Annotated in this window: 28 protein-coding genes; 25 read left to right on the forward strand and 3 right to left on the reverse strand. The window is 41.9% G+C overall.

Features of this window, described 5'->3' with window-relative positions; all coding sequences use genetic code 11:
- Nucleotides 1-17: 17 nt before the first annotated feature.
- From infA to dnaJ, 13 genes are all read left to right on the forward strand, one after another.
- On the forward strand, nucleotides 18-239 hold the full coding sequence (infA, locus tag VFA52_01430) for a translation initiation factor IF-1 (protein HZS42858.1): 222 nt from the start codon (nucleotides 18-20) through the stop codon (nucleotides 237-239).
- 74 nt (nucleotides 240-313) lie between these two features.
- Nucleotides 314-430, forward strand: a complete 117-nt coding sequence (rpmJ, locus tag VFA52_01435; protein ID HZS42859.1) for a 50S ribosomal protein L36 — start codon at nucleotides 314-316, stop codon at nucleotides 428-430.
- Nucleotides 431-439: 9 nt separating this feature from the next.
- Nucleotides 440-817, forward strand: a complete 378-nt coding sequence (gene rpsM, locus VFA52_01440; GenBank protein ID HZS42860.1) for a 30S ribosomal protein S13 — start codon at nucleotides 440-442, stop codon at nucleotides 815-817.
- A gap of 37 nt (nucleotides 818-854) precedes the next feature.
- Nucleotides 855-1,286 (forward strand): 30S ribosomal protein S11, encoded by a 432-nt coding sequence (gene rpsK, locus VFA52_01445; protein ID HZS42861.1) that lies wholly within the window; start codon nucleotides 855-857, stop codon nucleotides 1,284-1,286.
- A 40-nt stretch (nucleotides 1,287-1,326) separates the two neighbouring features.
- Nucleotides 1,327-1,935: a 30S ribosomal protein S4 gene (gene rpsD, locus VFA52_01450; GenBank protein ID HZS42862.1), complete on the forward strand. Its 609-nt coding sequence runs from the start codon at nucleotides 1,327-1,329 to the stop codon at nucleotides 1,933-1,935.
- Between the two features lie 54 nt (nucleotides 1,936-1,989).
- Nucleotides 1,990-2,964: a DNA-directed RNA polymerase subunit alpha gene (locus VFA52_01455; GenBank protein ID HZS42863.1), complete on the forward strand. Its 975-nt coding sequence runs from the start codon at nucleotides 1,990-1,992 to the stop codon at nucleotides 2,962-2,964.
- Nucleotide 2,965: 1 nt separating this feature from the next.
- Nucleotides 2,966-3,313 (forward strand): 50S ribosomal protein L17, encoded by a 348-nt coding sequence (gene rplQ, locus VFA52_01460; GenBank protein HZS42864.1) that lies wholly within the window; start codon nucleotides 2,966-2,968, stop codon nucleotides 3,311-3,313.
- Nucleotides 3,314-3,317: 4 nt separating this feature from the next.
- Nucleotides 3,318-3,662 (forward strand): 50S ribosomal protein L13, encoded by a 345-nt coding sequence (rplM, locus tag VFA52_01465; GenBank protein ID HZS42865.1) that lies wholly within the window; start codon nucleotides 3,318-3,320, stop codon nucleotides 3,660-3,662.
- On the forward strand, nucleotides 3,662-4,069 hold the full coding sequence (rpsI, locus tag VFA52_01470) for a 30S ribosomal protein S9 (protein HZS42866.1): 408 nt from the start codon (nucleotides 3,662-3,664) through the stop codon (nucleotides 4,067-4,069). The genes rplM and rpsI overlap by 1 nt, the downstream gene beginning before the upstream one ends.
- A gap of 172 nt (nucleotides 4,070-4,241) precedes the next feature.
- Nucleotides 4,242-4,808, forward strand: a complete 567-nt coding sequence (locus VFA52_01475) for a nucleotide exchange factor GrpE (protein HZS42867.1) — start codon at nucleotides 4,242-4,244, stop codon at nucleotides 4,806-4,808.
- Between the two features lie 43 nt (nucleotides 4,809-4,851).
- Nucleotides 4,852-5,214, forward strand: a complete 363-nt coding sequence (locus VFA52_01480) for a hypothetical protein (protein ID HZS42868.1) — start codon at nucleotides 4,852-4,854, stop codon at nucleotides 5,212-5,214.
- A 47-nt stretch (nucleotides 5,215-5,261) separates the two neighbouring features.
- Nucleotides 5,262-7,166, forward strand: coding sequence for a molecular chaperone DnaK (gene dnaK / locus VFA52_01485; protein ID HZS42869.1), 1,905 nt, complete (start codon nucleotides 5,262-5,264; stop codon nucleotides 7,164-7,166).
- Nucleotides 7,167-7,438: 272 nt separating this feature from the next.
- Nucleotides 7,439-8,515, forward strand: a complete 1,077-nt coding sequence (dnaJ, locus tag VFA52_01490; protein ID HZS42870.1) for a molecular chaperone DnaJ — start codon at nucleotides 7,439-7,441, stop codon at nucleotides 8,513-8,515.
- Here the strand turns inward: dnaJ and VFA52_01495 are convergent.
- A complete protein-coding gene (locus tag VFA52_01495) occupies nucleotides 8,512-8,769 on the reverse strand; it encodes a UBP-type zinc finger domain-containing protein (GenBank protein HZS42871.1) in 258 nt (85 codons plus the stop codon). The genes dnaJ and VFA52_01495 overlap by 4 nt on opposite strands.
- 37 nt (nucleotides 8,770-8,806) lie before the next feature.
- Here VFA52_01495 and VFA52_01500 point away from each other — a divergent pair, with 37 nt between their 5' ends.
- Entirely contained in the window at nucleotides 8,807-9,316 is a 510-nt protein-coding gene (locus VFA52_01500) for a hypothetical protein (GenBank protein HZS42872.1), read from the forward strand.
- Between the two features lie 39 nt (nucleotides 9,317-9,355).
- Here VFA52_01500 and VFA52_01505 read toward each other — a convergent pair whose 3' ends face one another.
- Nucleotides 9,356-9,658, reverse strand: a complete 303-nt coding sequence (locus tag VFA52_01505; GenBank protein HZS42873.1) for a hypothetical protein — start codon at nucleotides 9,656-9,658, stop codon at nucleotides 9,356-9,358.
- A gap of 527 nt (nucleotides 9,659-10,185) precedes the next feature.
- Between VFA52_01505 and VFA52_01510 the strand changes: the two genes are divergently transcribed.
- Nucleotides 10,186-11,421, forward strand: coding sequence for a hypothetical protein (locus VFA52_01510; GenBank protein ID HZS42874.1), 1,236 nt, complete (start codon nucleotides 10,186-10,188; stop codon nucleotides 11,419-11,421).
- A gap of 1 nt (nucleotide 11,422) precedes the next feature.
- On the opposite strand, the gene VFA52_01515 is transcribed toward VFA52_01510, so the two are convergent.
- The gene (locus tag VFA52_01515; GenBank protein HZS42875.1) at nucleotides 11,423-12,241 is read right to left on the reverse strand and encodes a helix-turn-helix domain-containing protein; all 819 of its coding nucleotides are present in this window, start codon (nucleotides 12,239-12,241) and stop codon (nucleotides 11,423-11,425) included.
- Nucleotides 12,242-12,530: 289 nt separating this feature from the next.
- On the opposite strand from VFA52_01515, the gene VFA52_01520 reads away from it, so the two are divergent.
- The 10 genes from VFA52_01520 (at nucleotide 12,531) to VFA52_01565 (ending at nucleotide 23,362) form a co-directional block, all read left to right on the forward strand.
- Nucleotides 12,531-13,556 carry a hypothetical protein gene (locus VFA52_01520; protein ID HZS42876.1) on the forward strand — a complete coding sequence of 342 codons (1,026 nt, stop codon included), beginning with the start codon at nucleotides 12,531-12,533 and terminating at the stop codon, nucleotides 13,554-13,556.
- 1 nt (nucleotide 13,557) lies between these two features.
- Complete coding sequence (locus tag VFA52_01525; GenBank protein HZS42877.1) at nucleotides 13,558-14,664, forward strand: ThiF family adenylyltransferase; 1,107 nt, start codon at nucleotides 13,558-13,560, stop codon at nucleotides 14,662-14,664.
- A 13-nt stretch (nucleotides 14,665-14,677) separates the two neighbouring features.
- A complete protein-coding gene (locus VFA52_01530) occupies nucleotides 14,678-16,255 on the forward strand; it encodes a HAMP domain-containing sensor histidine kinase (protein HZS42878.1) in 1,578 nt (525 codons plus the stop codon).
- 49 nt (nucleotides 16,256-16,304) lie between these two features.
- A complete protein-coding gene (locus VFA52_01535) occupies nucleotides 16,305-16,607 on the forward strand; it encodes a hypothetical protein (protein HZS42879.1) in 303 nt (100 codons plus the stop codon).
- 84 nt (nucleotides 16,608-16,691) lie between these two features.
- Nucleotides 16,692-17,645, forward strand: a complete 954-nt coding sequence (gene trpS, locus VFA52_01540) for a tryptophan--tRNA ligase (GenBank protein HZS42880.1) — start codon at nucleotides 16,692-16,694, stop codon at nucleotides 17,643-17,645.
- 36 nt (nucleotides 17,646-17,681) lie between these two features.
- Nucleotides 17,682-19,082 carry an aspartate--tRNA ligase gene (gene aspS / locus VFA52_01545; protein ID HZS42881.1) on the forward strand — a complete coding sequence of 467 codons (1,401 nt, stop codon included), beginning with the start codon at nucleotides 17,682-17,684 and terminating at the stop codon, nucleotides 19,080-19,082.
- 74 nt (nucleotides 19,083-19,156) lie between these two features.
- Complete coding sequence (locus VFA52_01550; GenBank protein HZS42882.1) at nucleotides 19,157-20,986, forward strand: ABC transporter ATP-binding protein; 1,830 nt, start codon at nucleotides 19,157-19,159, stop codon at nucleotides 20,984-20,986.
- A gap of 51 nt (nucleotides 20,987-21,037) precedes the next feature.
- Nucleotides 21,038-21,769: a ScpA family protein gene (locus VFA52_01555; protein HZS42883.1), complete on the forward strand. Its 732-nt coding sequence runs from the start codon at nucleotides 21,038-21,040 to the stop codon at nucleotides 21,767-21,769.
- A 2-nt stretch (nucleotides 21,770-21,771) separates the two neighbouring features.
- Complete coding sequence (scpB, locus tag VFA52_01560) at nucleotides 21,772-22,377, forward strand: SMC-Scp complex subunit ScpB (GenBank protein ID HZS42884.1); 606 nt, start codon at nucleotides 21,772-21,774, stop codon at nucleotides 22,375-22,377.
- Nucleotides 22,370-23,362: a hypothetical protein gene (locus tag VFA52_01565; GenBank protein ID HZS42885.1), complete on the forward strand. Its 993-nt coding sequence runs from the start codon at nucleotides 22,370-22,372 to the stop codon at nucleotides 23,360-23,362. Before scpB ends, VFA52_01565 begins: the two co-directional genes overlap by 8 nt.
- Nucleotides 23,363-23,383: the final 21 nt, after the last annotated feature.

Raw genomic sequence — 23,383 nt, forward strand, 5'->3', positions numbered from 1 at the left:
TCGGCAAGAAAATATAAATGGCTAGCAGTAAAGAGAAAGCTCCAAGCGCCACTGGGGTAGTGACTGAAGCCTTGCCCAATACCTTATTCAAGGTCAGATTGGATGATCAAGAAGAGGAACTCTTGGCGTATCTTGGAGGCCGAATGAGATTGAATCGAATCAGAGTTTTAATTGGAGATAAAGTTCAGGTAGAACTTGATCCGTACGGAGGCAGGGGAAGGATTGTCAAAAGGTTTTAAGCACAACAATCACCCAGACCCTAAGATAAGAATGGAGACGGGTGGTTTTTTCGTCGCTAGAAATTTTAATTAATATGAAAGTTAAAGCATCAGTCAAAAAAATGTGTCCAAAATGTCAGGTAGTTCGTCGAAAGGGCTACGTTTATATTGTCTGCAAAGCTAATCCCCGCCATAAACAGCGACAAGGTTAATCAATCAATATGCGTATTTTAGGTATTACCATTCCAGATAATAAAAGATTAGAGATTGGCTTGACCACTCTTTATGGTATTGGCCGGCCAAGAGCTCAAGAAATCTTAGAGCAGGCTAAGATTGATTACGGCCGAAAAGCTAAAGATTTGAAACTTGAGGAAGAGAATGAAATTCGCCGAATCGTGGAAGCTTACAAAATAGAAGGAGATCTGAAAAGAGAAGTGGCTTCCAATATTAAACGTCTGAAAGACATTAAATCTTATCGCGGCAGCCGACACGCCAAAAGATTACCGGCTCGCGGACAGCGCACCAAAACAAACGCCCGCACTCTGAAAGGGGTGAAGAAGACCATGGGCTCCGGACGCAAGAAAGCCGAGAAGAAGTAAAAGAGCCAATAATCATAAACAATAATTCAAACGATCAATGGGTAAGAAACGAATTGTAAAAAAAGAAGGAGAAGAAGGCGGAGCTGCTGAAAAAGCGGCACCTTCAATCGTCTCTAAAAAGCGCGTAGACACAGGCATTTTGTACGTCCAGTCTACCTATAATAATACGAAGGCAGTACTCACTGATCCTAAGGGCAATAGTTTAGCTTGGTCTTCCAGCGGCTCACTCGGCTTTAAAGGAGCCAAAAAGGGAACACCTTTTGCCGCGGCTAAAGTTGGCGAAACCGTTGGCGGCAAGGCCCAGACCATGGGCTTAAAAGAAGTGGCGGTAGTAGTCAAAGGAGTCGGTTCCGGCCGCGAATCTTCCATTCGAGGCTTTGTATCAAAGGGAATTGCCATTACGTCTATTAAAGATGTAACACCGGTGCCCCACAATGGTCCAAAACCTAAGAAACCCCGACGTGTTTAATTTATTCAATTGCTTTCTACAAATTACGTATTAAAAATTTATGAAAATTGGCCCAAAATTTAAAATCGCTCGACGCCTCGGTGCTCCGGTCTTTGAAAAAACTCAGACCACTAAATTCAAGCTGAGTGCCGATCGAAAAAGCAAAGGTGGCCGACCGCGAGCTCGCAGCGACTATGGTCAACAGCTTTTGGAAAAACAGAAGGCGCGTTTTTCTTACGGGATTTCCGAAAAACAATTTGGCAATTATGTTAATAAGGTAATCGGGCAAATGAGTAAAGTACCCCCACAGGAAAGACTTTTTTCCATGCTCGAGAGACGTTTGGACAACGTAGCATATCGCCTTGGCTTGGCTAAAACCAGATTAGCCGCCCGACAAATGGTTTCTCACGGCCACCTTACGGTTAACGGCCGAAAAGTTACCATTCCGTCATTTCAGGTTTCGGTTGGCGACAAGATTGGTATTCGGGCTGGCAGCGCCGCCAAAGCTCTTTTTCAGGATTTGGATGAGAAGCTTGCTGAACAGGAGACTCCGAACTGGCTTAATTTAGATATCAAAACCAAGACCGCTGAAGTTAAAGGAGTGCCGCAGTTGGCCGGACAAAGTTTGGTTTTTGATTTGGGATCGGTGTTGGAATTTTATAAGCGTTAATTTATTTATTTAATTAATAGAAGCGCAAGCAAAGCTCGCGCTAATAGCAAACATATGGCTGATTACAACGTCCTCTTACCATCAAAACCCCGAGTAGTTAATGAAAATCAATTTCAAGGTAATTTTGAAATTGACGGACTTTACCCCGGTTACGGTCATACTCTCGGCAATTCTCTCCGCCGCATCATTTTGTCGTCGCTTCCGGGCTCGGCCATTACTTCAATTAAAATTGACGGCGTCAGTCATGAATTTTCCACTATTTCTGGTGTAAAAGAGGATGTTATAAATATCATTCTCAACCTCAAGAAAGTCAGAATCCAGCTTTTAACCGACGAGCCGCAAACGCTTACTTTGAAAGTCAAAGGGGCAAAAAAGGTGACCGCTGCCGATATCAAAGCTCCGGGACAGGCTCAAATTATGAATACTGATCAGTATCTGGCTGAAATCACCGATAAAAACGGAGAAATTAACATGGAGCTTTCGGTAGAGAAAGGCATTGGCTATATTTCAAAAGAGGCTCTCCAGAAAGAGAAGGTGGAGATTGGTACTATCGCTCTAGATGCTCCGTTTAGCCCGATTAAAAGAGTTAATTATGATGTTGAGCAAATGCGAGTGGGTGATCGAACCGACTTCAATCGATTAAAGATGTTTATTGAAACGGACGGAACGATTTCTCCAAAAGAAGCTTTGGAGAAATCCATTGAAATTATGATTAGCCAACTGAAAGCCATCGTTGGTTTCAAGGAAGAGGAGGAAATTTTAATTACTCATTCTGAATCAATGGGTGAAACTCCGGCGGGTGAAACTGAAAACAAAGAAGATTATGATGACTTGCTGAAGACCAGAATTGAATCATTGGACTTATCACAGCGAACCATTAATGCCCTGATTGGCGGAAATATTCGGACTCTCGGAGGTCTGGTCAAAAAGAAGGAGAAAGATATTTTAGAGATTGAAGGTTTGGGAGCCAAAGGTCTCGAGGAAATTAAAAAGATTCTTAAAGATTCCAGCCTTTCATTAAAAGAATAGTATGCGTCACCATAATAGCAATCGAAAATTAGGATTAAAACGAAAAGGACGTAGCGCCTTGCTGAAAAGTCTTGCCCGAAATTTAATTCGCGAGGAAAAAATTGTTACTACCGAGGCTAAAGCCAAAGAGCTGCGCTCTTACGTGGAAAAATTGATCTCCAGAAGTCGAAAGGATAGCCTAGCCAATCGGCGCTTAGTGGCTGCAAAAATTACCAAAAGCAAGGAAGTTAACAAACTTTTTAAAATTGGTTCGCGTTATCAGGATCGGGCCGGAGGTTATACTCGAATTGTAAAATTGCCGCGCCGCTTGAGTGATGGTAGTCGCATGGCTCAAATTGAATTAGTTTAATACTATGGAACACACTATCGACGCAAAAGATAAAAAATTGGGCAGAGTCGCATCAGAGGCGGCCCGAATTTTGATGGGTAAGAATCGAGCGGATTTTGCCCGTCATCGTATTCCAAATCAAACGGTGCGCATTATCAACGCCTCGGCCGTTAATATTGATACTAAAAAACGCCAAGGTAAAACATATCAGTTTTACAGCGGTTACCCTGGTGGGCAGAAGACAGTAACTCTGGAGCGGTTGATCGGCAAGAAGGGCTACTCAGAAGCATTTCGCAAGGCCGTTCGCGGGATGTTGCCGCCAAACAAACTTCGGGCTAGAATGCTCAAGCAATTAATTATCACGGAATAATGGCTACAACTGAGACAAAACGATACATAGAAGCGGTGGGGCGACGCAAGACTTCAATTGCTCGCGTTCGGATTTTGCCTGAATCAAAACAATCTTATTTAGTTAATGATCGGGATTTGGAGTCTTATTTTCCGACTGCCGAACTTCGACTGACGGCTACCAGTCCCTTGAACAAGGCGGCTTTGACAGAAAAATTCAAGGTAACGGTCAAACTGAAAGGTGGAGGGATTAGCTCACAGGCGGAAGCTCTACGCCACGGACTCTCCCGAGCCTTAATAGAATATGATCGGGAGCTCCGACCAAAACTAAAGAAAGAAGGTTTTTTGAAGCGTAATCCGCGAATGAAGGAGCGCCGAAAATTCGGTCTCAAGAAAGCCCGAAAGGCGCCGCAGTGGAGCAAGAGATAATAAAAAGCCTCCTTCCAAGAAGAGGCTTCAATGTCGCCGAAACTTTTTAAAAAGTATTTCCCAAAACGCAAGAACGAGGAGAACAATTGGAAATGAGAGGGAAATAAGCACGGCCGTATCGCTCATGGAGTCCATATCTTTTTCTATAGTAGATAACCATTAATATTAGTCAATGACTGCCGAGAGAAATAAAAAAGATCAAGTTGAACCAGAGGAGGAGGAAATCGTTGAAACCAACGAAGACGGTGAGGAATTGCCCGGCAAGGATCAGTTAAAGAGGCTCCGAGAACGATTAAAGGAAGCAGTAGCGGAAAAACAAAAATATCTAGACAATTGGCAGAGAGACAAGGCTGAATTCATTAATGCCCGTAAACGTGATGAAGAGCGGAATGCCGAACATCTTCAGTATGCTTCGGCCAGATTGGTAGAGGAGCTTTTGCCGGTTTTGGATAGTTTTGATGCCGCTATCAGTAAGATGAAACAGGACGAAAACGTCCCGAAAGAATGGAGGAGTGGTCTGGAAAGTATTGATCAGCAGCTTCGCACCGTATTAAGTAAGAACGCCGTCGAAGCTTTCGGAGAGGTTGGTGATTCTTTTGACCCAAACTTTCATCAGTCAATTGCTTCAGTAAAATCAGAAGGGGTGGAAAAAAGTCATACCGTTGCCGAAGTGGTTCAGAAAGGTTATAAAATGAAGGAAAGATTATTGAGACCGGCTTTAGTAAAAGTTTATGAATAAAAGGGCAGGGAGAGTAGCAAGTAAGAAGTAAAATAAAAATCAAATGTTAGAGGTCATCAAAAATTACAACCAAAAATCGGTAATTCTCCTAAAGAAGCTCTCGAGCGGCTGGCTGGCTTCCGTTATTGTATTTAATGAGAGTAATGAATCAAAAATTCTGGGACAGAAAGTCCTGAATGAAGCTGAATATATACTTTTGCTGACGGAGAAGAGGGAATTGGAGAGTCGAAATATTTTCATAATTTTCGAGGAAAATATTTCGACTAAACCATTCCTTCTGGCTTCGCCGAAAGCCGATAGCCTCCCTGTCGAGAGTGCTGATATCGTACCTTCCCCATACTTTTTATCTTTATTTAGAGAAGCGGAATTCTTCTCGACTCAAAAGACTCGCGGACCAAATAAGTAATTTAGATTCGTTCGGTTTATTAATCGCATCTAAATTAATTATTTACTATGGCAAAAATTATTGGAATTGACTTAGGAACTACAAACTCGGCCGTGGCAGTGATGGAGGCAGGCTCGCCAAAGATCTTGGAAAATGCTGAAGGCGCTCGTACCACACCTTCCATCGTAGCCGAATCAAAAACAAAAGAGAGATTGGTAGGGCTTTTGGCCAAACGCCAAAGTGTCACTAATCCGCAAAACACCATCTTTCAAATCAAGCGTTTCATTGGGCACAACTTTGATGAAGCCGCCGTTCAGAAAGATATTAAGGCCGTGCCGTTTGAGAGTCGAAAGGCTTCAAATGGCGGTATCGAGGTAAAAATGGGTGAGAAATGGTTTCGACCGGAAGAGATTTCGGCCATGATCCTTCAGAAATTAAAGAAGGATGCCGAAGCGCGTCTCGGGCAGACCATTACGGAGGCGGTTATTACCGTGCCGGCTTACTTCAACGACTCCCAACGACAGGCCACCAAAGATGCTGGAAAGATTGCCGGTCTCGATGTTAAAAGAATCATTAACGAGCCAACGGCGGCGGCCTTAGCTTACGGTTTTGACAAAAAGAAAGATGAAAAGATTGCCGTCTTTGACTTCGGAGGCGGAACTTTCGATATTTCCATTCTGGAAGTTGGCGGCGATGTCATCGAAGTAAAGTCAACGGATGGAGATGCTCACCTTGGCGGTAAAGACATTGATCAGAAAATCATCAATTGGCTAGCTGATGAATTTAAACGGGAGCAGGGAATTGATCTGCTAACCGATCCTTTGGCCAAGCAGCGATTAGATGAGGCAGCCGAGAAGGCCAAGATTGAGCTCTCAACTGCTTTAGAAACGGAGGTGAATATTCCATTCATTACTTCAGGCGCTGATGGTCCGAAGCACCTGCTTATCAAAATGACTCGCGCCAAGCTTGAGGAATTGACGGCTGAATTCATTGATCGAGCCATGCAGATTACCAAGCGCGCCATGGAAGCATCGCCCTTCAAACTGAATGAAATTAATGAGATCATTTTGGTCGGTGGTCAGACTCGCATGCCGAAAATCCAGCAGGAAGTGAAAAATTACTTCGGCAAAGATCCGAACATGACTGTCAATCCTGATGAAGTAGTAGCTCTGGGTGCCGCTATTCAGGGAGGAATTTTGGCTGGAGATGTGAAGGATGTGCTGCTTCTCGACGTTATTCCACTTTCACTTGGAATTGAAACCATGGGAAATGTGGCCACTAAATTAATTGATCGAAATACTACCATTCCAACTTCCCGCTCGCAGATATTCTCGACTGCCGCGGACAATCAGACTTCGGTTGAGATTCATGTCGTTCAGGGTGAAAGAGCCATGGCTAAAGACAATAAATCACTCGGAAGATTCATTCTTGATGGAATTCCACCGGCTCCGCGAGGTATGCCGCAGATTGAAGTAACCTTTGATGTGGACGCAAACGGAATCTTGAATGTCAAAGCCAAAGACAAAGCAAGTGGTAAAGAGCAGTCCATTACCATCCAAGGAAGCTCCGGTCTTTCAAAAGACGAAATCGATAGAATGCAGAAAGAAGCTGAAGCTAACAAAGCTGAGGATGAAAAGAAACGACAGGAGGTTGAGGTTAAGAACTTGGCCGAGCAGTTGATTTACACTGCGGAGAAATCATTAAAAGATGGCGGTGATAAAGTACCAGCCGATGTAAAGACCTCAGTGGAAGAGAAGGTCACTGCTTTGCGGGGAGTAAAAGATGGAACTGATACAGAGGCAATCAAGAAGGCTACGGAAGAGTTATCTACCGAATTATCGAAAGTAGGAGAGGCAATTAATAAAGCTAACCAAAGCAACTCCTCGACTGGCTCCACGCAAACAGATGGCCAGAACGGCAGTGATCAAACTGGCGGACCAGAAGGAAATGTTAGGGATGCAGAGACAAAATAAAAAACCGCCAGCATCAAGAAGACGCTGGCCGGTTCGTGAAATACAGACTTCTGAAAAATGACCACGTGAGACCAAGAGACCCCATGATCATCAGAGCCATAGCTATTCTATGTTCGGTGGGATTGGGATTAGCCGGATGTTTCCAATGATGAATAACTACTGCCCAAGCCCCGCTGCACATTAGTAAAAGGATGATTTTGAATCGAATCAGAGTTGTTTTCATTGATATTCCCTCCACTTATAAAATAACATAATAAATTTAATCAGTCAAGATGGCGAAAGATTATTACAAAACTCTAGGCATCGATAAAAAGGCCTCGAAAGACGAGATCAAGAAGGCTTTTCGTGCGCAGGCACATAAGTATCATCCGGATAAAGGCGGCGGCGAAGCCGCCGCCACCAAATTCAAAGAAGCTAGCGAAGCTTACTCTGTGTTGTCTGATGAGAAGAAACGAGCTCAATACGATATGTATGGAGAGGCCGGCGCCGGATTTGGAGGCGCCGGCCAAGGCTTCGGCGGCTTTGATTTCAGTCAAGGCTTTGACCCAAGTCAATTTCAGGACTTCGATCTCGGAGATATCTTTGGCGACTTCTTCGGCGGAGGCCGTGCTTCCAGACGCTCCGCACGAGGTCGTGACATCTCCATCGATCTCGAAATTCCATTTGCTGAATCGGTTTTTGGCACCGAGCGCAATGTTCTCCTGACCAAAACCAGCGTCTGTAGTCATTGTCACGGTAGTGGTGGCGAACCGGGCACCGAAATGCAAACCTGTCCGACCTGCAACGGCCAAGGACAGATTAATGAAGCCCGCCGTTCGTTTTTGGGCGTCTTTAATACGGTTATAGTCTGTCCTACTTGTCACGGTAGCGGCCAAGTGCCGAAAGTAAAATGCAAACAATGTAAAGGTGAGGGAGTGGAAAGAAAACAGACCGAAATCAAAATCAAAATTCCCGCCGGCATCAATAACGGCGAAATGATCCGACTTTCCGGCGAAGGCGAAGCTATTTCAGGCGGCTCGGCCGGAGATCTATACGTCAAAATCCATGTGCGACCTCATCCAGTTTTCACTAAGGAAGGCTCAAACCTTTACATGACCCTGAAAATTAAATTGAGCGAGGCACTCCTGGGCACCGAGATCCCCATTGAGACTTTGGACGGAAAAGTTACGGTTAAGGTTCCAGCCGGCATCACTTTTGGAGAAATCTTGCGAATTAAAGGCAAAGGCGTACCGGGCGAGCGAACCAATCGTCGCGGGGATCTAATGATCCGAATTCAGATTGAGTTGCCGAAAAAACTTTCTAAAGAAAGCAAAAAGCTAATTGAAGAACTCAAAAAAGAGGGGATTTAAATAAACATTTCATCAACATAGCACCAGCGCCAATTTTGCTCCGGTCCAAAGAATTGAATGATTGGATGGCCAGTTGCTTTAAAATGTTTAGTAGCGTGCTTGTTCTTGGATGAATCGCAGCAACCCACATGACCGCAACTGAGGCAAAGTCTAAGTGAAACCCATTTATCTCCCATTTTCAAACATTCTTCACAACCAGAACTTTTAGGTTTGACCTCTTTAATACTGCTTATATGAGTACATTTCTTTTCCATGCCCTAATCATATCAACTATTATGTTAAAATATAGAGATGAAAACTATTTTGGCCCTCTTACCCAATTCCTTAACCCATTCATACGGCGCTGATCTAAGCATTCTAGTAATTCTTTTTATTTTGACCGCCGTCTACGGTTTGTATTGGGGCAAGCAGCGGCTGGTTTCCTTAATTTTGGCTTTTTATCCGGCCATTCTGCTTTTCCTGAACTTTCCTTACGTTAATAATCTTCTATTAATTAAAGCGACGGCCGGCCAGATCTTTGTTTCCAAATGCGTTATCTTTCTAATATTTCTTATTCCAATTCATCTTATTTTTAATCGATTTGTCTTCGGGGATTTCGGCTTCAATAGTAATCGAAAGTTTCTGCAAGCCGCTATTCTTTCCATCTCCATTCTGATCTTGATCATCGTTTTCTTCTATAGAGTGGTGCCCTTAACAAACGTCTACTCTGTTTCCTTACCGTTAGCTCGTTATCTCTCAACCTCCAAAGATTTCTTCTGGTGGCTTTTAGTGCCATTTGTTGGACTATTTTTCACTCGGTAGACATTACCAAAAAAACCGGTGTCGTCAAAAATAACGTCATTATCCACTTGTTTTATTTGGAAGCGGAATCCTCTGCATTTCTTTTTCTTTAAAGCGACTTTGGCGAAGTAGAAACGCAAGTTCTCCATTGCGTTTAATAGGCATTCCAATCATATGATGACATTCTATACATATCAGAAGTCGAACATTATCCGGATCTGTATTATTTAAGTCAGATTGAAATTTAATTAAATCGGAAGGCAAGATTTGATTTAAATAACAGCATTTAGGAGCTTTTTTATCCTTTTTAAAATATGCGAATAGTCTGTTTCCGCAAACACACAGTAATTCATACTTTTTCATGAATTTATTCTTAGGTCTTATAACAAAATAAGAATAGTGTGGCAATAATTGTTGTCTATAGCCAACAACAATTAGGAAATAAATTTCTACATGTGCAAAATACTGCCTCTGCGCGCCAACAGTGATTAAGTCCAAAAACAATTATAGAATGAGATTCTGTTATATATAATAAACAGCGGAAGTTTTTTAACAAAAATTATTATTTAAATTTAAGTCTTTAATAGTTTTATTGATTCGGCTAGCATCTTTCATAGTATAAATTTGGATTAGGTAATGTCTTGTGTTAAAATTCTTAAAAAATCGCTTAAATAAGGATTCAAATGAAACCCATGAATGGAGAGAGAAAAACGTTAGAACTTTTTGAAAAAGCAGCAAGAAACGTAGTGGCTTATAAAAAGTTTCTCAAAAAAAACCACTTAAATGCAACTGATATTTCGAGATCAAAAGATTTTTTGACTATCCCAATAATGAATAAGTCCAACTACCTTCGTCGATATCCATTAAAGGAGTTGACCTGGAAAGGTTCTATGCGTCATCATCTTATTTTTACTTCCACGTCCGGATCAACGGGCGAGCCATTTTATTTCCCGCGCGAAAAACTTGTCGATAATCAAGCCGCATGGGTTCATGATCTTTTTTATAAATATCGTTCAGATTCTAAAGATAAATCGACTTTAGTGATCGTTTGTTTCGGTATGGGTGTTTGGATTGGTGGAATTCTCACTTATCAGGCCTTTAAAATAATGGGGGATAGAGGTGAATCTATATCTATTCTTACACCAGGTATTAATAAAGCAGAGATATTCAATGCCTTGAAAAAGATCGCCTACAATTTTGATGAGGTCATTATGGTTGGGTACGCTCCGTTTATAAAAGATATTGTTGATGAGGCACCTAGTCAGGGTGTTAATTTGCGCAAAATGAATGTAAGACTTATTTTTGCGGCCGAGGCATTTACAGAAGGTTTTCGTGATTATATTGCAAAGAAAGCCGGTCTCAAAAATGTTCTTCTCGATACGATGAATATCTACGGCAGTGCGGATATCGGCGCCATGGCTTTTGAAACGCCAATTAGCATTCTAATGCGCCGTTTAGCCCAAAGAAAACCGGAGCTTTTTGACTCTCTTTTTTCATCAATCTCAAAAACTCCTACTTTTGCGCAGTATAATCCGGAATTTATTCATTTTGTTTCCAATAATGGTCGTATTCTGCTTTCCGGGGACAGCACCATACCTTTAATCAAATACGATATTGGTGACCACGGGGGAACCATGACCTTCAGAGAGGTCGTTCGAATATTTCGCAATCACGGTATAAATATTTTGCGGGAAGCGGAAAAGGCTGGTATATCCAAAACCATTTTGAAATTTCCTTTTGTTTATGTCTACGAAAGAGCCGATCTTTCCACCACTCTATACGGATTGCAGATTTATCCGGAAACAGTGCGGGAAGCTCTTTTGACAAAACCAATCTCAACCTATTTAACCGGTAAGGTTACTCTCATTACTCGATATGATCACCTCCAGAATCAGTACTTGGAAATCAATTTGGAACTTCAAAAAAACAAAAACGCCTCTCAAGCATTGAAGGCTCGAACTTTGACGCAGATTGTGAAAAATTTGCGCCTGAAAAACTCGGAGTATCGGGAACTTTCAAATTTTTTGAAGAAGCGAGCTTATCCACGCTTAGTCTTTTGGCCAAATGAACATCCTGAACATTTTCGCCCGGGCATTAAACAAAAGTGGGTTAAAAAACAACGCTAAACTATTTTTTGATCCGTTCGTGTAACCTCTGAGCCTCTTTCCACGCTAAATTAAAACTATTTTTGAACATCTCCGCTATTTCTTTATGTTCAATGATAATTCCAAATTTTTTTACGGGATCTACTAATGCTACTCGATTCCCATATATAGCCATATCACAAGGGAATTTATATTCTTTTTCTGGTATGAGCGAGATTTGATCAGGTATATTTTTGGGCAATGTTCTCCAGCGAGCTACAGACTCCTTGTTGGCAGGATTTATTGCCCGCATCTTTATACCTTTTTTAATACGAGGTATATTATGTTCTTCTAGAAAGTTCGGGAAAATTTTAAAAATAGTCCCTGGATTTGCATAAGTCTTTAAATCTTTCGCCTCAGAAGAAAAGATATCATGATAAGTATTTTTCAATCCTTCAACGCCCTCATATACTTTCACGGTTGGCTTGTATCGTGTTTCTTTATGATAAGCACGCAATTCAGGGATGATTTTTTTCACCGAATCTAAAGCAAGAGTACGGTCTTTTACAGCGTCTTCTGCGATTTTCAGAATAGCATCTGGGGTAGCTGCCACAAATTGTTGACATTTATGACCCACCACCAACTCCACCAGACCGCGTTTCCGCAAAGAATCAATGATGACATAAGTCGAGCTTCTATTAACTTTTGCCTCTTTAGCTATCACACTGACTGTTGCGGTCCCGAGCTTTATTAAACAGACATAAACTGTGATTTGTTTCTCACTTAATCCAATGGAAGTTAAGTCATTTTTTGTGTTGTTAAGCATCAACAACATCTTAGAATTAATCTTTAAAAGAATCAATGGGTCGTTCAGTCGGTGGAAATATTGATGAACCTGAATCTGCTCGTCATGCAGATAAAATCAAATCTTCGGCAGGTGAATGCGGTATTATTCTACGGTGATTGAGCCCCGCTTAGCCCACGGGGATTTTTAATGATAAAATAAACACATGAATCAGATTGTCTTGATTAGATTTACTTTTAAACACGGAGGAAAAAGAAAGTGGATAAAATGGTCTAAAGAAAAAATGAAAAGTTTATCTATCTTCTTCCAAAAAGCTTGTTTGTCTATTTAATTTTGAGTTAAAGAAATGAACCCTAGGGACATTAAATTATCAAATTTTTATCGAATGGTAACTCAGTCAGACCGTATTAAGTTTTTATTGAGTTACGCCGTTCTGGCGCCATCGACTCACAACAGCCAGCCATGGCTTTTTAAAATTGAGAATAATGTCTGTAAGGTTTATTACGATCCAAAATATTTGATTCCGGTAGGAGATCCTCTAACTCGCGATCTGCATATAAGTATCGGGTGCGCGGTGGAAAACTTGAATATCGCCGCTAAATATTTTGGTATGGCTCCCATTGTTAATCTCGGTCCGTTCGAGGAAAAAAATCTTCTTGCAAAAATAATTTTCTCCGAACCCGCCAATAAGCTCGATAACTACGGGAATCTCTTAAATACGATCCCGAAAAGAATTAATGCCCGTGGAGTTTTCCAAAAGACCGAAATCAATTTGTCTACTTTGGACGAAGTCAAATCTGAAATGCAAAAGAGTGGTTATACCGATAATTTAACTCTTCACCTCATTGTGGATCGAGATAAAATAAATAGTCTTGCCCGTTTAACGGCACGGGGTCTCCGTATGGCTTATCAAAAACCTATTTTTAGAAGGGAAATGTCTCGATGGATGAATAATAGTCTTTCGCCGAAAAAAGAAGGGCTCCACGGTTACGCGCTTAAAATGCCACTGTTTTTGTCTTTCATTATTCCTACTTTAGTTCGTCTGAAGGATATTGGCCCTTTTTTAGCCGACAAAAATTATCAAAGTATTTCATCTGCTCCGCTTTTAGTAGTTATAAGCGCCAAGAAGAATGATCCGCACACTTGGCTCGAAACTGGGCTATTAGCCGAAAGACTCATGCTTGAATTTCAGAGTCAAGATCTGCAGACTTCCATTTTTGTAGCCTCTATTGAAATGGCTGATCTTTATAAAGAGGTTCAGAAAATTTTAAATACGACTGAAATTCCACAATTTCTTTTTGCGGTAGGGAAAATAGACTCCCTTCATAAATTCACGCCCCGTCATCGATTAGAAAAGAAAATTATTAATTGACATGGATCTCTTCTCTAAAATTAAAAAACAACCTCACAAACCGGATACGATCTGGCAACCCTCTATTTTTGATTTAAAAACGCAGAAGGATCAAAAGGCCGTGGCAGATCTTATAGAAAGTGGGGCAATTGACCGAATAATTGAAACTTTTCATATTCAGAATAAAGAATTGGCCGAAGTTCGGGATCCATCTAAAATTTCTCATCCAACCGAAACAAAGACAGAATCTAAAACAGATCCCGACGAAGGAGTTTGGGTGTATTTCCCTTGGAGGAAAAGTCTGATTCACCTTTTGGCGAAATCTGATTATATAGAACTTCGGACGTCTCGAAATAGTCACTTGATTACCCTGGAGGAACAGAAAAAGTTCGAGGGGGCGAGAATTGGTTTCGCCGGTCTAAATGTCGGTAATCCGGGGGCCGTTTGTATTACGCTAGAGGGAGGATCCCGTCAGATGAAATTGGCTGACCTTGATCCTTTATCTGTGTCGAATATGAACCGTTTTAATACCGGCATTGATAATTTAGGAGTAAATAAAGTCATAATCTCTGCTAGACAAATATTCGAAATAGATCCATTCATGGAAATAGAATTGTATGAAGATGGAATTAAGCCGGAAAATATTGATAAATTTCTTCTTGAGCCTAAAATTGACCTACTCATTGAGGAAATGGACAATTTAAAATTGAAAATTCTTATCCGGGAAAGAGCTAAGCTTCATCGGATCCCAGTGATTATGGTCACCGCTGATGGCATTTTAGACATTGAAAGATATGATTTGGAACCTGATTTGCCAATTATGGCGGGCAACTTGAGGGCGGAAGTCATTGAAGGGATAAATAATGTTGTGCCCAGCAAAGGCAACTTGCGAGAAAGAGTGATGTTGGCGCGGGATTTTATCGGGAAGGATCTGCATTCTCAACGTTTAAACGAAGCTTTTGAAAAAATTGGTACGGAAATCCCAAGCATTCCGCAGTTAGCCGAATGGACGTTTTTGCGCGGCGCCCTCCTCTGTCATGGCGCAAGAAAAATTCTAAGCGGAGAGAAAGTGGTATCCGGAAGATACTTATTAACTTCTGACAGTATTTTGAAAAAGAAAATAGCCTGATAGAATTTTAACGATGGATGTCTTTCAAAACTTTGATCTTTTGACAGTAGGAATCGTTACGGCCGGAATTGGTATTCTGGGCTTTACTCTCTACATCAATAATCGGCGAAGCATTACCAACCAAACTTTTTTGATGTTGTCGGTAGTCTCGATAGTTTGGAGCATTCTAAACTATTTAAGTTACCAGTTGATCCTACCCAACCAGCTGTTCTTGATAAGAGGAGAACTTTTTTGCGCTATTTGGCACACTTATTACTTTTTTAAATTCCTGTATGTGTTGCCGGAAGAGACGGTTACTTTTCCGAGATATTATCAGAGATTTTTAATTCCCTGGGTTTGCCTATTATCTCTACTAACTTTGAGTAACTTAGTAGCGGCCACTCCAGGAAGTTACTCCGGAGATGGTCATTTAATTTCATTCCTGCCCGGTCCCTTAATTCCTTTTTTCGGGCTAACCATTGTTATTCTGCTTATTAGTGCCTTCATTATTTTAATTCGCAAGATTGTTCGGGCTAAATCAGGTCAGAAAGCGCCGCTCGTCTATATTTTGATAGGCACTCTCACCACTTTCTTTTTGATCATTACTTTTATTTTCATTTATCCTGCTTTCCGTGGAGATTCACACTATATTATCTATGGGGCCTTGTTCAATTTCCCTTTAATAGCCCTGACTAGTTATGCCATTTATCAGCGAAAATTATTAAACGTTCGAGCAGCTAGTGTCTCGGTTATTACTTCAGTCCTATGCGTAGTGTCATTTCTTGAAATTATTTTTTCCAATACTTTAGTTTTAATTATTTTTCGATCCGCAGTCTTTTTAATTGTTTTGGCAATTAGCATCTTGATGAACCGTTTTGTGGAAACTATTGCCGAACAAAGAGAAGAATTGGAGCGCGCCAATGAGAGACAAGAGGGTTTAATCCACTTTATTAGTCATCAAATTAAGGGGTATCTGACCAAAAGCAAGGCCGCTTTTGCCGGTATTTTGGAGGGGGATTTCGGGGAAGTCTCTGAGAATGTTAAGTCTGTGGCTAAAGAAGGATTGAAGGATAATCAGGAAGGGGTAGAGACCGTCATGAGCATTTTGAGCGCCGCCAATTTGAAAAGTGGTACAGTTACCTACAAAAGAGAATCACTTGATTTTAGGAAGTTAGTAATCGATCAGATCGATAGTCACCGAAAGGCCGCCGTCGATAAAGGGTTGCGTTTTGAAAGTCAGATTGATCAAGAACCGAATTATGCTTTGATCGGAGACGGGGAACAATTGAGTAAGCACGTTATCGGAAATCTGATCGATAATTCCATTAAATACACCCTGAAGGGGAACGTCACGATTGGCTTGAGAAAAAATGGAGACAAAATTTTATTTTGGGTAAAGGATAGTGGTGTTGGAATTACAGATGAAGATAAGAAGCGCCTCTTCACCGAAGGCGGGCGCGGCAAGGAATCAACTAAAGTGAATGTTGACAGCACCGGTTACGGCCTTTATATCGCCAAACAAATCGTGGAAGTTCATAAAGGGCGCATTTGGGCCGAATCGGAAGGGGCCGGAAAAGGTTCTACTTTTTTTGTGGAATTATCCGCTACTTGATTTTTTATTTAAAGATGGTATAATTCGGAAAATAAACCAAGGAGGTCTTTTGGATAAAATCATTGTTGGAATTCTGCGTCGTGAGCAAAAGGACTTGCTTCAGGAAGAAGTTCTCGCCATCGAACATGCCTTTCCGGGAAAAGAGATTCAGTACGTGAAGCTAGATTCGCGAGATTATCTCGAGCACTCAAAACTTTGCAGAGAGATCAAGCCGAGCGTGGTTATCTTGCCCATGGATCGCCCTATTCCAGCGAAGGCAATGGAAGAGGGTGTCGTGCATGTCGAAGCCACCACTGGCCGACTGCGAAGGCTTCTGCCATTGCGGCCGGAGTTCGAACCATATGTTTCGTGATTTTATTAGCCCAGCCACCATCAAAAGTGGCTGGGCTAATTATTTTATTTCAGTTTTAAGCCATTTTTTGCTATTATTTTCCTAATGGCAAACTCAAAAATCATGTTCTCCGGCGTTAAGCCAACCGGCCGACCTCATATTGGCAATTATTTTGGGGCCATGCGCCAGTTTGTACAATTGCAGGATAAATATGACAGTCTGGTGATGATTGCCGATTATCATGCCCTCAATTTCATTCAAAATGCCGACGAAATGACCGAAAATATTGTCGGAGTGATGATGGATTATTTAGCCATCGGCCTTGACCCTAAAAAGGTAATTTTATTTAAGCAGTCAGATGTGCCGGAACATACTGAATTAACGTGGATTTTTGACACCATTACCACCATGCCATATCTTCAGCGCGCTCACGCCTACAAGGATGCGCTAGCCAAAAATAAGGAAATTAGCGCCGGCACTTTTAATTATCCGATGTTGATGGCCACTGATATTTTGCTTTATGATCCGGCCGTCGTTCCGGTAGGAAGCGACCAGAAACAGCATGTGGAAATTGCTCGAGATACGGCTGAAAAATTCAATCGAATTTTCGGGGAAACTTTTAAGCTGCCGGAGCCAATGATCTTGAGTGAAGTTCAAACGGTGCCCGGCATTGACGGACAGAAAATGAGCAAAAGTTACAACAACACCATTCCACTTTTTGCTTCGGATGAGGAAATAAGGAAATCGGTAATGAGCATCGTCACTGATTCAGGAGAGGGGGAGCCGACGAATGTGAAAGCCATTCATCTTCTGGTAAAACCCGCCGCGGAAGTTGAAAAACTATATTCGGAAAGCCGCGGAAAGTATCAGTCTCTGAAAGAAGCCTTAATTACAGATTTAACTGCTTTCATTTCACCGCTACGAGAAAAAAGAAAAGAATGGGAGAGTCGGCGAGAGGAGGTGCTGAAAATCTTAAAAGAGGGCGGGGAGAAGGCCCGGGAGCGAGCGGCGGCCAAAATGAATATTGTTCGTGAGCGCATCGGGGTAAAATTATATTGAAATAGCTTATAGCTTATGGGCGTTAGCTTTTAGAAAATGCAAAGAACCTATATTAAAAACTTAAAGGAGAAAATCGGACAGGAAGTCAAAATTAATGGTTGGATTGATATTCGACGTGATCAGGGAAAACTGATTTTCTTAGATTTTCGCGATATGAGTGGCTATGTACAAGGTGTAATCTTGCCTAAAAGTGAAGCGCATGAGATTGGGGAAAAGGTCCGGCCGGAATGGGTGGTAGAAGTCCAGGGTCTTGTCAATAAGCGACCGGAAAAAAGTGTTCAGCCGGAAAAACTAAACGGCGATATTGAACTGGAAATTAAAGAGATAGTGGTTTTAAACGAGGCGGAAACTCCACCGATTGATGTTCAGAGTGACGGTCACGAAATCGGAGAAGAACATCGTCTAAAATATCGTTACTTGGATTTGCGGCGGCCAAGGTTGCAGAAAAATATTCGCCATCGCCATCGAGTGGTGAAGTTTGTGCGGGATTTTCTGGACAAAGAAGGCTTTACCGAAATTGAAACACCAGTTTTAACTAAATCAACACCGGAGGGTGCTCGAGATTATATTGTGCCGTCTCGGCTTGAACCGGGCCATTTTTACGCCCTTCCTCAATCGCCACAGCAATACAAGCAGCTTTTGATGGCTGCTGGTTTGGAGAAGTACTTTCAATTTGCCAAATGTATGCGCGATGAAGATACTCGAGGAGACCGACAGCCGGAGTTCACTCAACTTGATCTGGAAATGAGCTTCGTGGATCAAGATGATGTGATGGCACTTAATGAAAAGCTTTTGATTGAAATGGTTCAGGCGATTTATCCAGATAAGAAAATTCAAGAGATTCCATTTCCAAGAATTTCGTACGCGGAGACGATGGAAAAATACCAGACTGACCGGCCTGATCTCAGAGAAGATAAAAATGATCCAAATGTTTTGGCTTTTTGCTGGATTATTGATTTTCCTTTCTTTGAGAAAACTGATAAAGGGGCTTGGACATTTACTCATAATCCTTTTTCTGGCGCCAAGACCGAGCATCAAGATTGGCTTAAAAACAAAGAGAATATTGATCAAATTTTGACTTCTCAATACGATATTGTCCTGAACGGCTATGAAATTGGCGGCGGTAGTATTCGAAATCATAATCCAGAGGCTCTGACTTCTGTTTTCGAAATCATGGGATATTCAAAGGAAAGCATTGAAAAGAGTTTTGGGCATATGCTGGATGCTTTTAAAAGCGGTACGCCACCGCACGGTGGCATTGCTTGGGGTTTTGATCGCCTGATGATGATACTTGAGAACGAGCCAAACATCCGTGAAGTAATCGCCTTCCCAAAAACTGGAGAGGGAAGAGACCTGATGATGGATTCGCCAAGCGAAGTATCTGATGAGCAACTGCGAGAGTTAGGAATCAGTCTAAAGAAAAAATCGCAAGGTTAACTTTGTTTTAGCTGAAGCTAGTGATATGCTAAAAATCCTCCAGGAAATTCCTGGTTTTCTTTGTCTATAAAAGTATGAAAAACACCCCGAAAATCGGCATAAAAGAGGTGGCGCTCTCATTCTGGCGGATAGTCAAAACCGTTCGTTTTTGGCTTATACTCACTTTAATTGGGAGTATCGGCCCCACTGTTATTGATATCTTTGTTCCGCTGCAATATAGAAACTTTTTTAACTTATTGGCTGACGCCACGGATAAGGCGGCGACCATTCCCGCTCTTTCGAAAATCATTGTTATTGTTCTTGTTCTGAATTTAGCCGAATGGGCTATTTCTCGGATTGGCACTATCGGTATTGACCGTTTCGAGAGTAAAGGTTCAATCAGGATACGTCAGCTATCGTTTGAATATCTAATCGATCATTCTTACACTTTCTTTGCCAATAATTTTACCGGATCGTTGACACAGAAGATTGGCCGCTATGCCCGCGCATATGAGAGTTTGACCGATCGGATCTCTTACAACATTATTCCGCTTGCTATTCGAATTGTCGGAACGATTATTATTGTCTTTACTATTAACAACGTCATTGCTTGGGTAATTGTCGGCTGGACAATTCTCTTTTTAGCTTTTAATTACACCTTTGCCCGATTCAAACTGAAGTACGATATTGCCAAAGCGGCTGCCGATACTAAGTCCTCGGGCCTTTTGGCTGACAACATCACCAATCACAACACCATTCAACTTTTTACTGGACAACGAATGGAGAACGAAAGATATAAGGAAACAACAAATGAACAGCTCCGCCTCGGTCTTTTGGTAGCCAATTTAAATGAGGCAATGGACGCCACGCAAGCTTTATTGATGATCCTGATGGAATTTTTTCTGTTCTATTTTTCCATTCGATTGTGGGCGGAAAATCAAATCAGTTTGGGAACATTCGTGCTTTTTCAAACCTACATTCTTGGTCTAGGTTATCGACTTTGGGGGTTCAGTAACATCATCCGCAATCTTTATGAAGCGTTTGCCGACGCCAAGGAAATGGTGGAAATTCTGCATTTGCCACATGAAATTCAGGATCAGCCAAACGCCCAAAATCTTCAAATCAGGAAAGGGGAGGTGAGATTCGAGAATCTTTCATTTAGTTTTAATGAAAATAGGCAGGTGCTAAAAGACGTTGATCTAACAATCGCTGGCGGAGAAAAAGTGGCTCTTATCGGCCCTTCGGGTGCAGGTAAATCAACTTTCGTTCGCCTCTTACTTCGACTCTATAACGTTACTAGCGGTAAGATCTTGATAGATGAACAAGATATTCAGCAAGTGCGACAGGAAAGTCTCCATGCCAATATTAGTCTGGTGCCACAGGACCCAATTCTTTTTCACCGAACCTTGATGGAAAATATTCGATATGGAAAGCGTGACGCCACCGATGAAGAGGTGATTAGAGCGGCCAAATTGGCACACTGTGATGAATTTATTGAGAGCTTGCCGAAGAAATATGAAACTTATGTGGGAGAGCGAGGTATCAAGCTTTCCGGAGGGGAAAGGCAGCGGGTCGCCATTGCCAGAGCCATTCTGAAAAACGCGCCAATTCTAGTGCTGGATGAAGCGACATCAAGTCTTGATTCACATTCGGAAGCTTTAATTCAGGACGCCTTGGAAAAGCTGATGCAGAATAAAACCGTAATTGTTATCGCTCACCGACTTTCTACTATTCAAAAAATGGATCGTATTGTAGTAGTAGAAAATGGCAAAATCATTGAAGAAGGTACACATCAGTCGCTGCTTCAGAAAGAAGGCGGGCTGTATCAGAAATTATGGAATTTACAGGCAGGCGGTTTTATTGTGACTGATGATGGGGAAGAGGAGACTATTGAAGAAAAAGATACAGAGGAGGAAGAGGATTAAGAAGAGGGGTCGGGCTTCGCCCGACCCCTCTTCTACTATATAATTATTAGAATGACGACAAAATTCGCCATCAAAACCGAACAATTTGAAGGGCCTCTTGATCTGCTTTTAAACCTGATTGAGAAGCGAAAGCTTCTGATTAACGACATCTCTCTAGCCAAAGTGACCGATGATTATCTGGGCTATTTAAAAAATCTACCTCAATTTTCCATTCCGGAAAGCGCCAATTTTATATTAATTGCTTCTACTCTGGTTCTTATAAAGTCCAGATCTTTATTGCCGGTAATCAGCCTCTCGGAGGAAGAAGAAATGAGCATTGAGGAGCTTCAAGAGAGGCTTCGAGTTTACAAAATTTTGAAAGAGGCTACGGCCGGCCTGCGCGAGCACTTTGGCCGAAAGATAATTTTTCCAAAGTCATCAACGCGAATGACGGTTTCTGTCTTTTCTCCGGCAGAGGATTTATCCCTGGACTCATTAGTAAGTTCCATGCAAAATCTCTTAGCTAATCTACCAAAGAATGAGCGACTGCCAAAAACGGTAGTGGAAAAAGTAATTAGTCTGGAAGAGATGATTGATAGTCTGACGGTCCGCATCAAAGATTCCTTAAAGATGAGTTTTCGAGAGTTTACCAAAATTAGCAAAGAGAATAAGATAAATATTATCGTCAGCTTTCTGGCCATGCTTGAATTGGTCAAACAGGGCATAATTGATGTCACCCAAAATACCAATTTTGACGATATTCATATGGAAACTCAAAGTCTTGAAACTCCAAAATATAATTGACCATGAATCTGGAAAATAAAATTGAAGCAATTCTGTTTTGGAAGGGCGAGCCGCTCTCTATCAAGCGGCTCGCCGACATTCTCAAAAAAGATCCAGCCGAAATTGAAGCGGCTCTTACCACTCTGGAAAGAAGGCTGGAAACCGGCGGTTTGGTTCTAATGCGAAAAGAAGATGAAGTGATGCTCGGAACCGCTCCGGCTCTTTCAAAAATGATTGAGGATCTGGCCAAGGAAGAACTGACTAAAGATTTGGGGCGAGCCGGTCTCGAAACTCTTTCCGTTATTCTTTACAAAGGGCCGATTACCCGTCGCGAAATTGATTTTATCCGCGGAGTTAATTCCACTTTTATTTTGAGACATCTTCTGATTCGCGGTTTAGTCGAAAAAATTACTAACCCAAAAGACGAGCGAAGCTTCCTCTACAAGCCAACTTTTGAACTACTGTCTTATCTTGGGGCAAGTCGCCTGGAAAGCATCCCGAATTATCAGGAAGTTCTCACCCAATTGAATGATTTCCAAAAAGCTGAAGAGAAGTCGGAAGTCGAAAGTGAAGGAGAAACAACCAGCGAGCCTTCGGAAGAAAACCTGGAACCAGTTCAGAATGAATAGAATAAGAAAGGAAACTTTTAAAAAATGGGTGATTGGAACCTTAGCGGTGGTTGTTTTTTTCATTTTGGTGTATGCCCCTTCTAAACGCGACACCGTTACCAATCCAAACAACGAAGCATCTTCGACAGTCCCGGTCCCGGCGTCGCTACCAACTGTCGGTCTTTTTGATCATCTTAAACTTCAGGCCAAAGCTGCGTACGTTCTCGACATCACTACCAATCAGGTTATCTTCGCCAAAAATGAAAACACGCCGTTGCCCCTCGCTTCCATAACCAAGCTAATGACAGCTTTTGTTGGCTCAAAATTTTTAGACGATAAGGCCACTGTAACTATCTCCACTTCTTCCGCAGCGATTGAGGGTGAGAGTGGCCTCCAGCCAAATGAGCTCTGGACTTTCAAGGATTTAAGAAATTTTACTCTGATGGTTTCTTCCAACGATGGCGCCAACGCCATCGCTTTGGCCGTTGCCACTACCATCGCCACTCATTCAAGCTCAACGGATCCGACTATCTCCGGTCTAAGTAGCAGCACTCTCGAGGCTCTCTTCGCCAATGAAATGAATACAGCAGCCGCTTCATTAAATCTTCCTACTTTGCATTTTCAAAATTCCACCGGCCTCGATGTCGATACGACAACTCCGGGAGCAATTGGTTCGGCTAAAGATGTAAGTGAATTCTTACGCTATCTTGTTCAAACTCATCCCGATATTGTGGAAATCACTAAAAATAATCGGTTTAAGTTCACTTCATTGAGCGGTATAAATCATACGGCGGTAAATACCGACGAAGATATCACTAGGATTTCCGGAATTATTGCTTCGAAAACCGGCTACACTTTGCTTGCTGGTGGAAACCTGGTTATTGCATATAACCCAGGACTGATTCACCCGATTATTATCACCGTGCTTGGCTCAACTGCGGCTGGCCGATTTAGCGATACTTTGGCTCTAGCTTCCTCTACTCGCGCCTATCTCAAGAGCCAATAATGCCTCTTTTTAGGCTATAAT

It is taken from the genome of Candidatus Paceibacterota bacterium, from assembly GCA_035652395.1.
Taxonomy (GTDB): domain Bacteria; phylum Patescibacteriota; class Minisyncoccia; order Phycocordibacterales; family CAJBRS01; genus JADGRH01.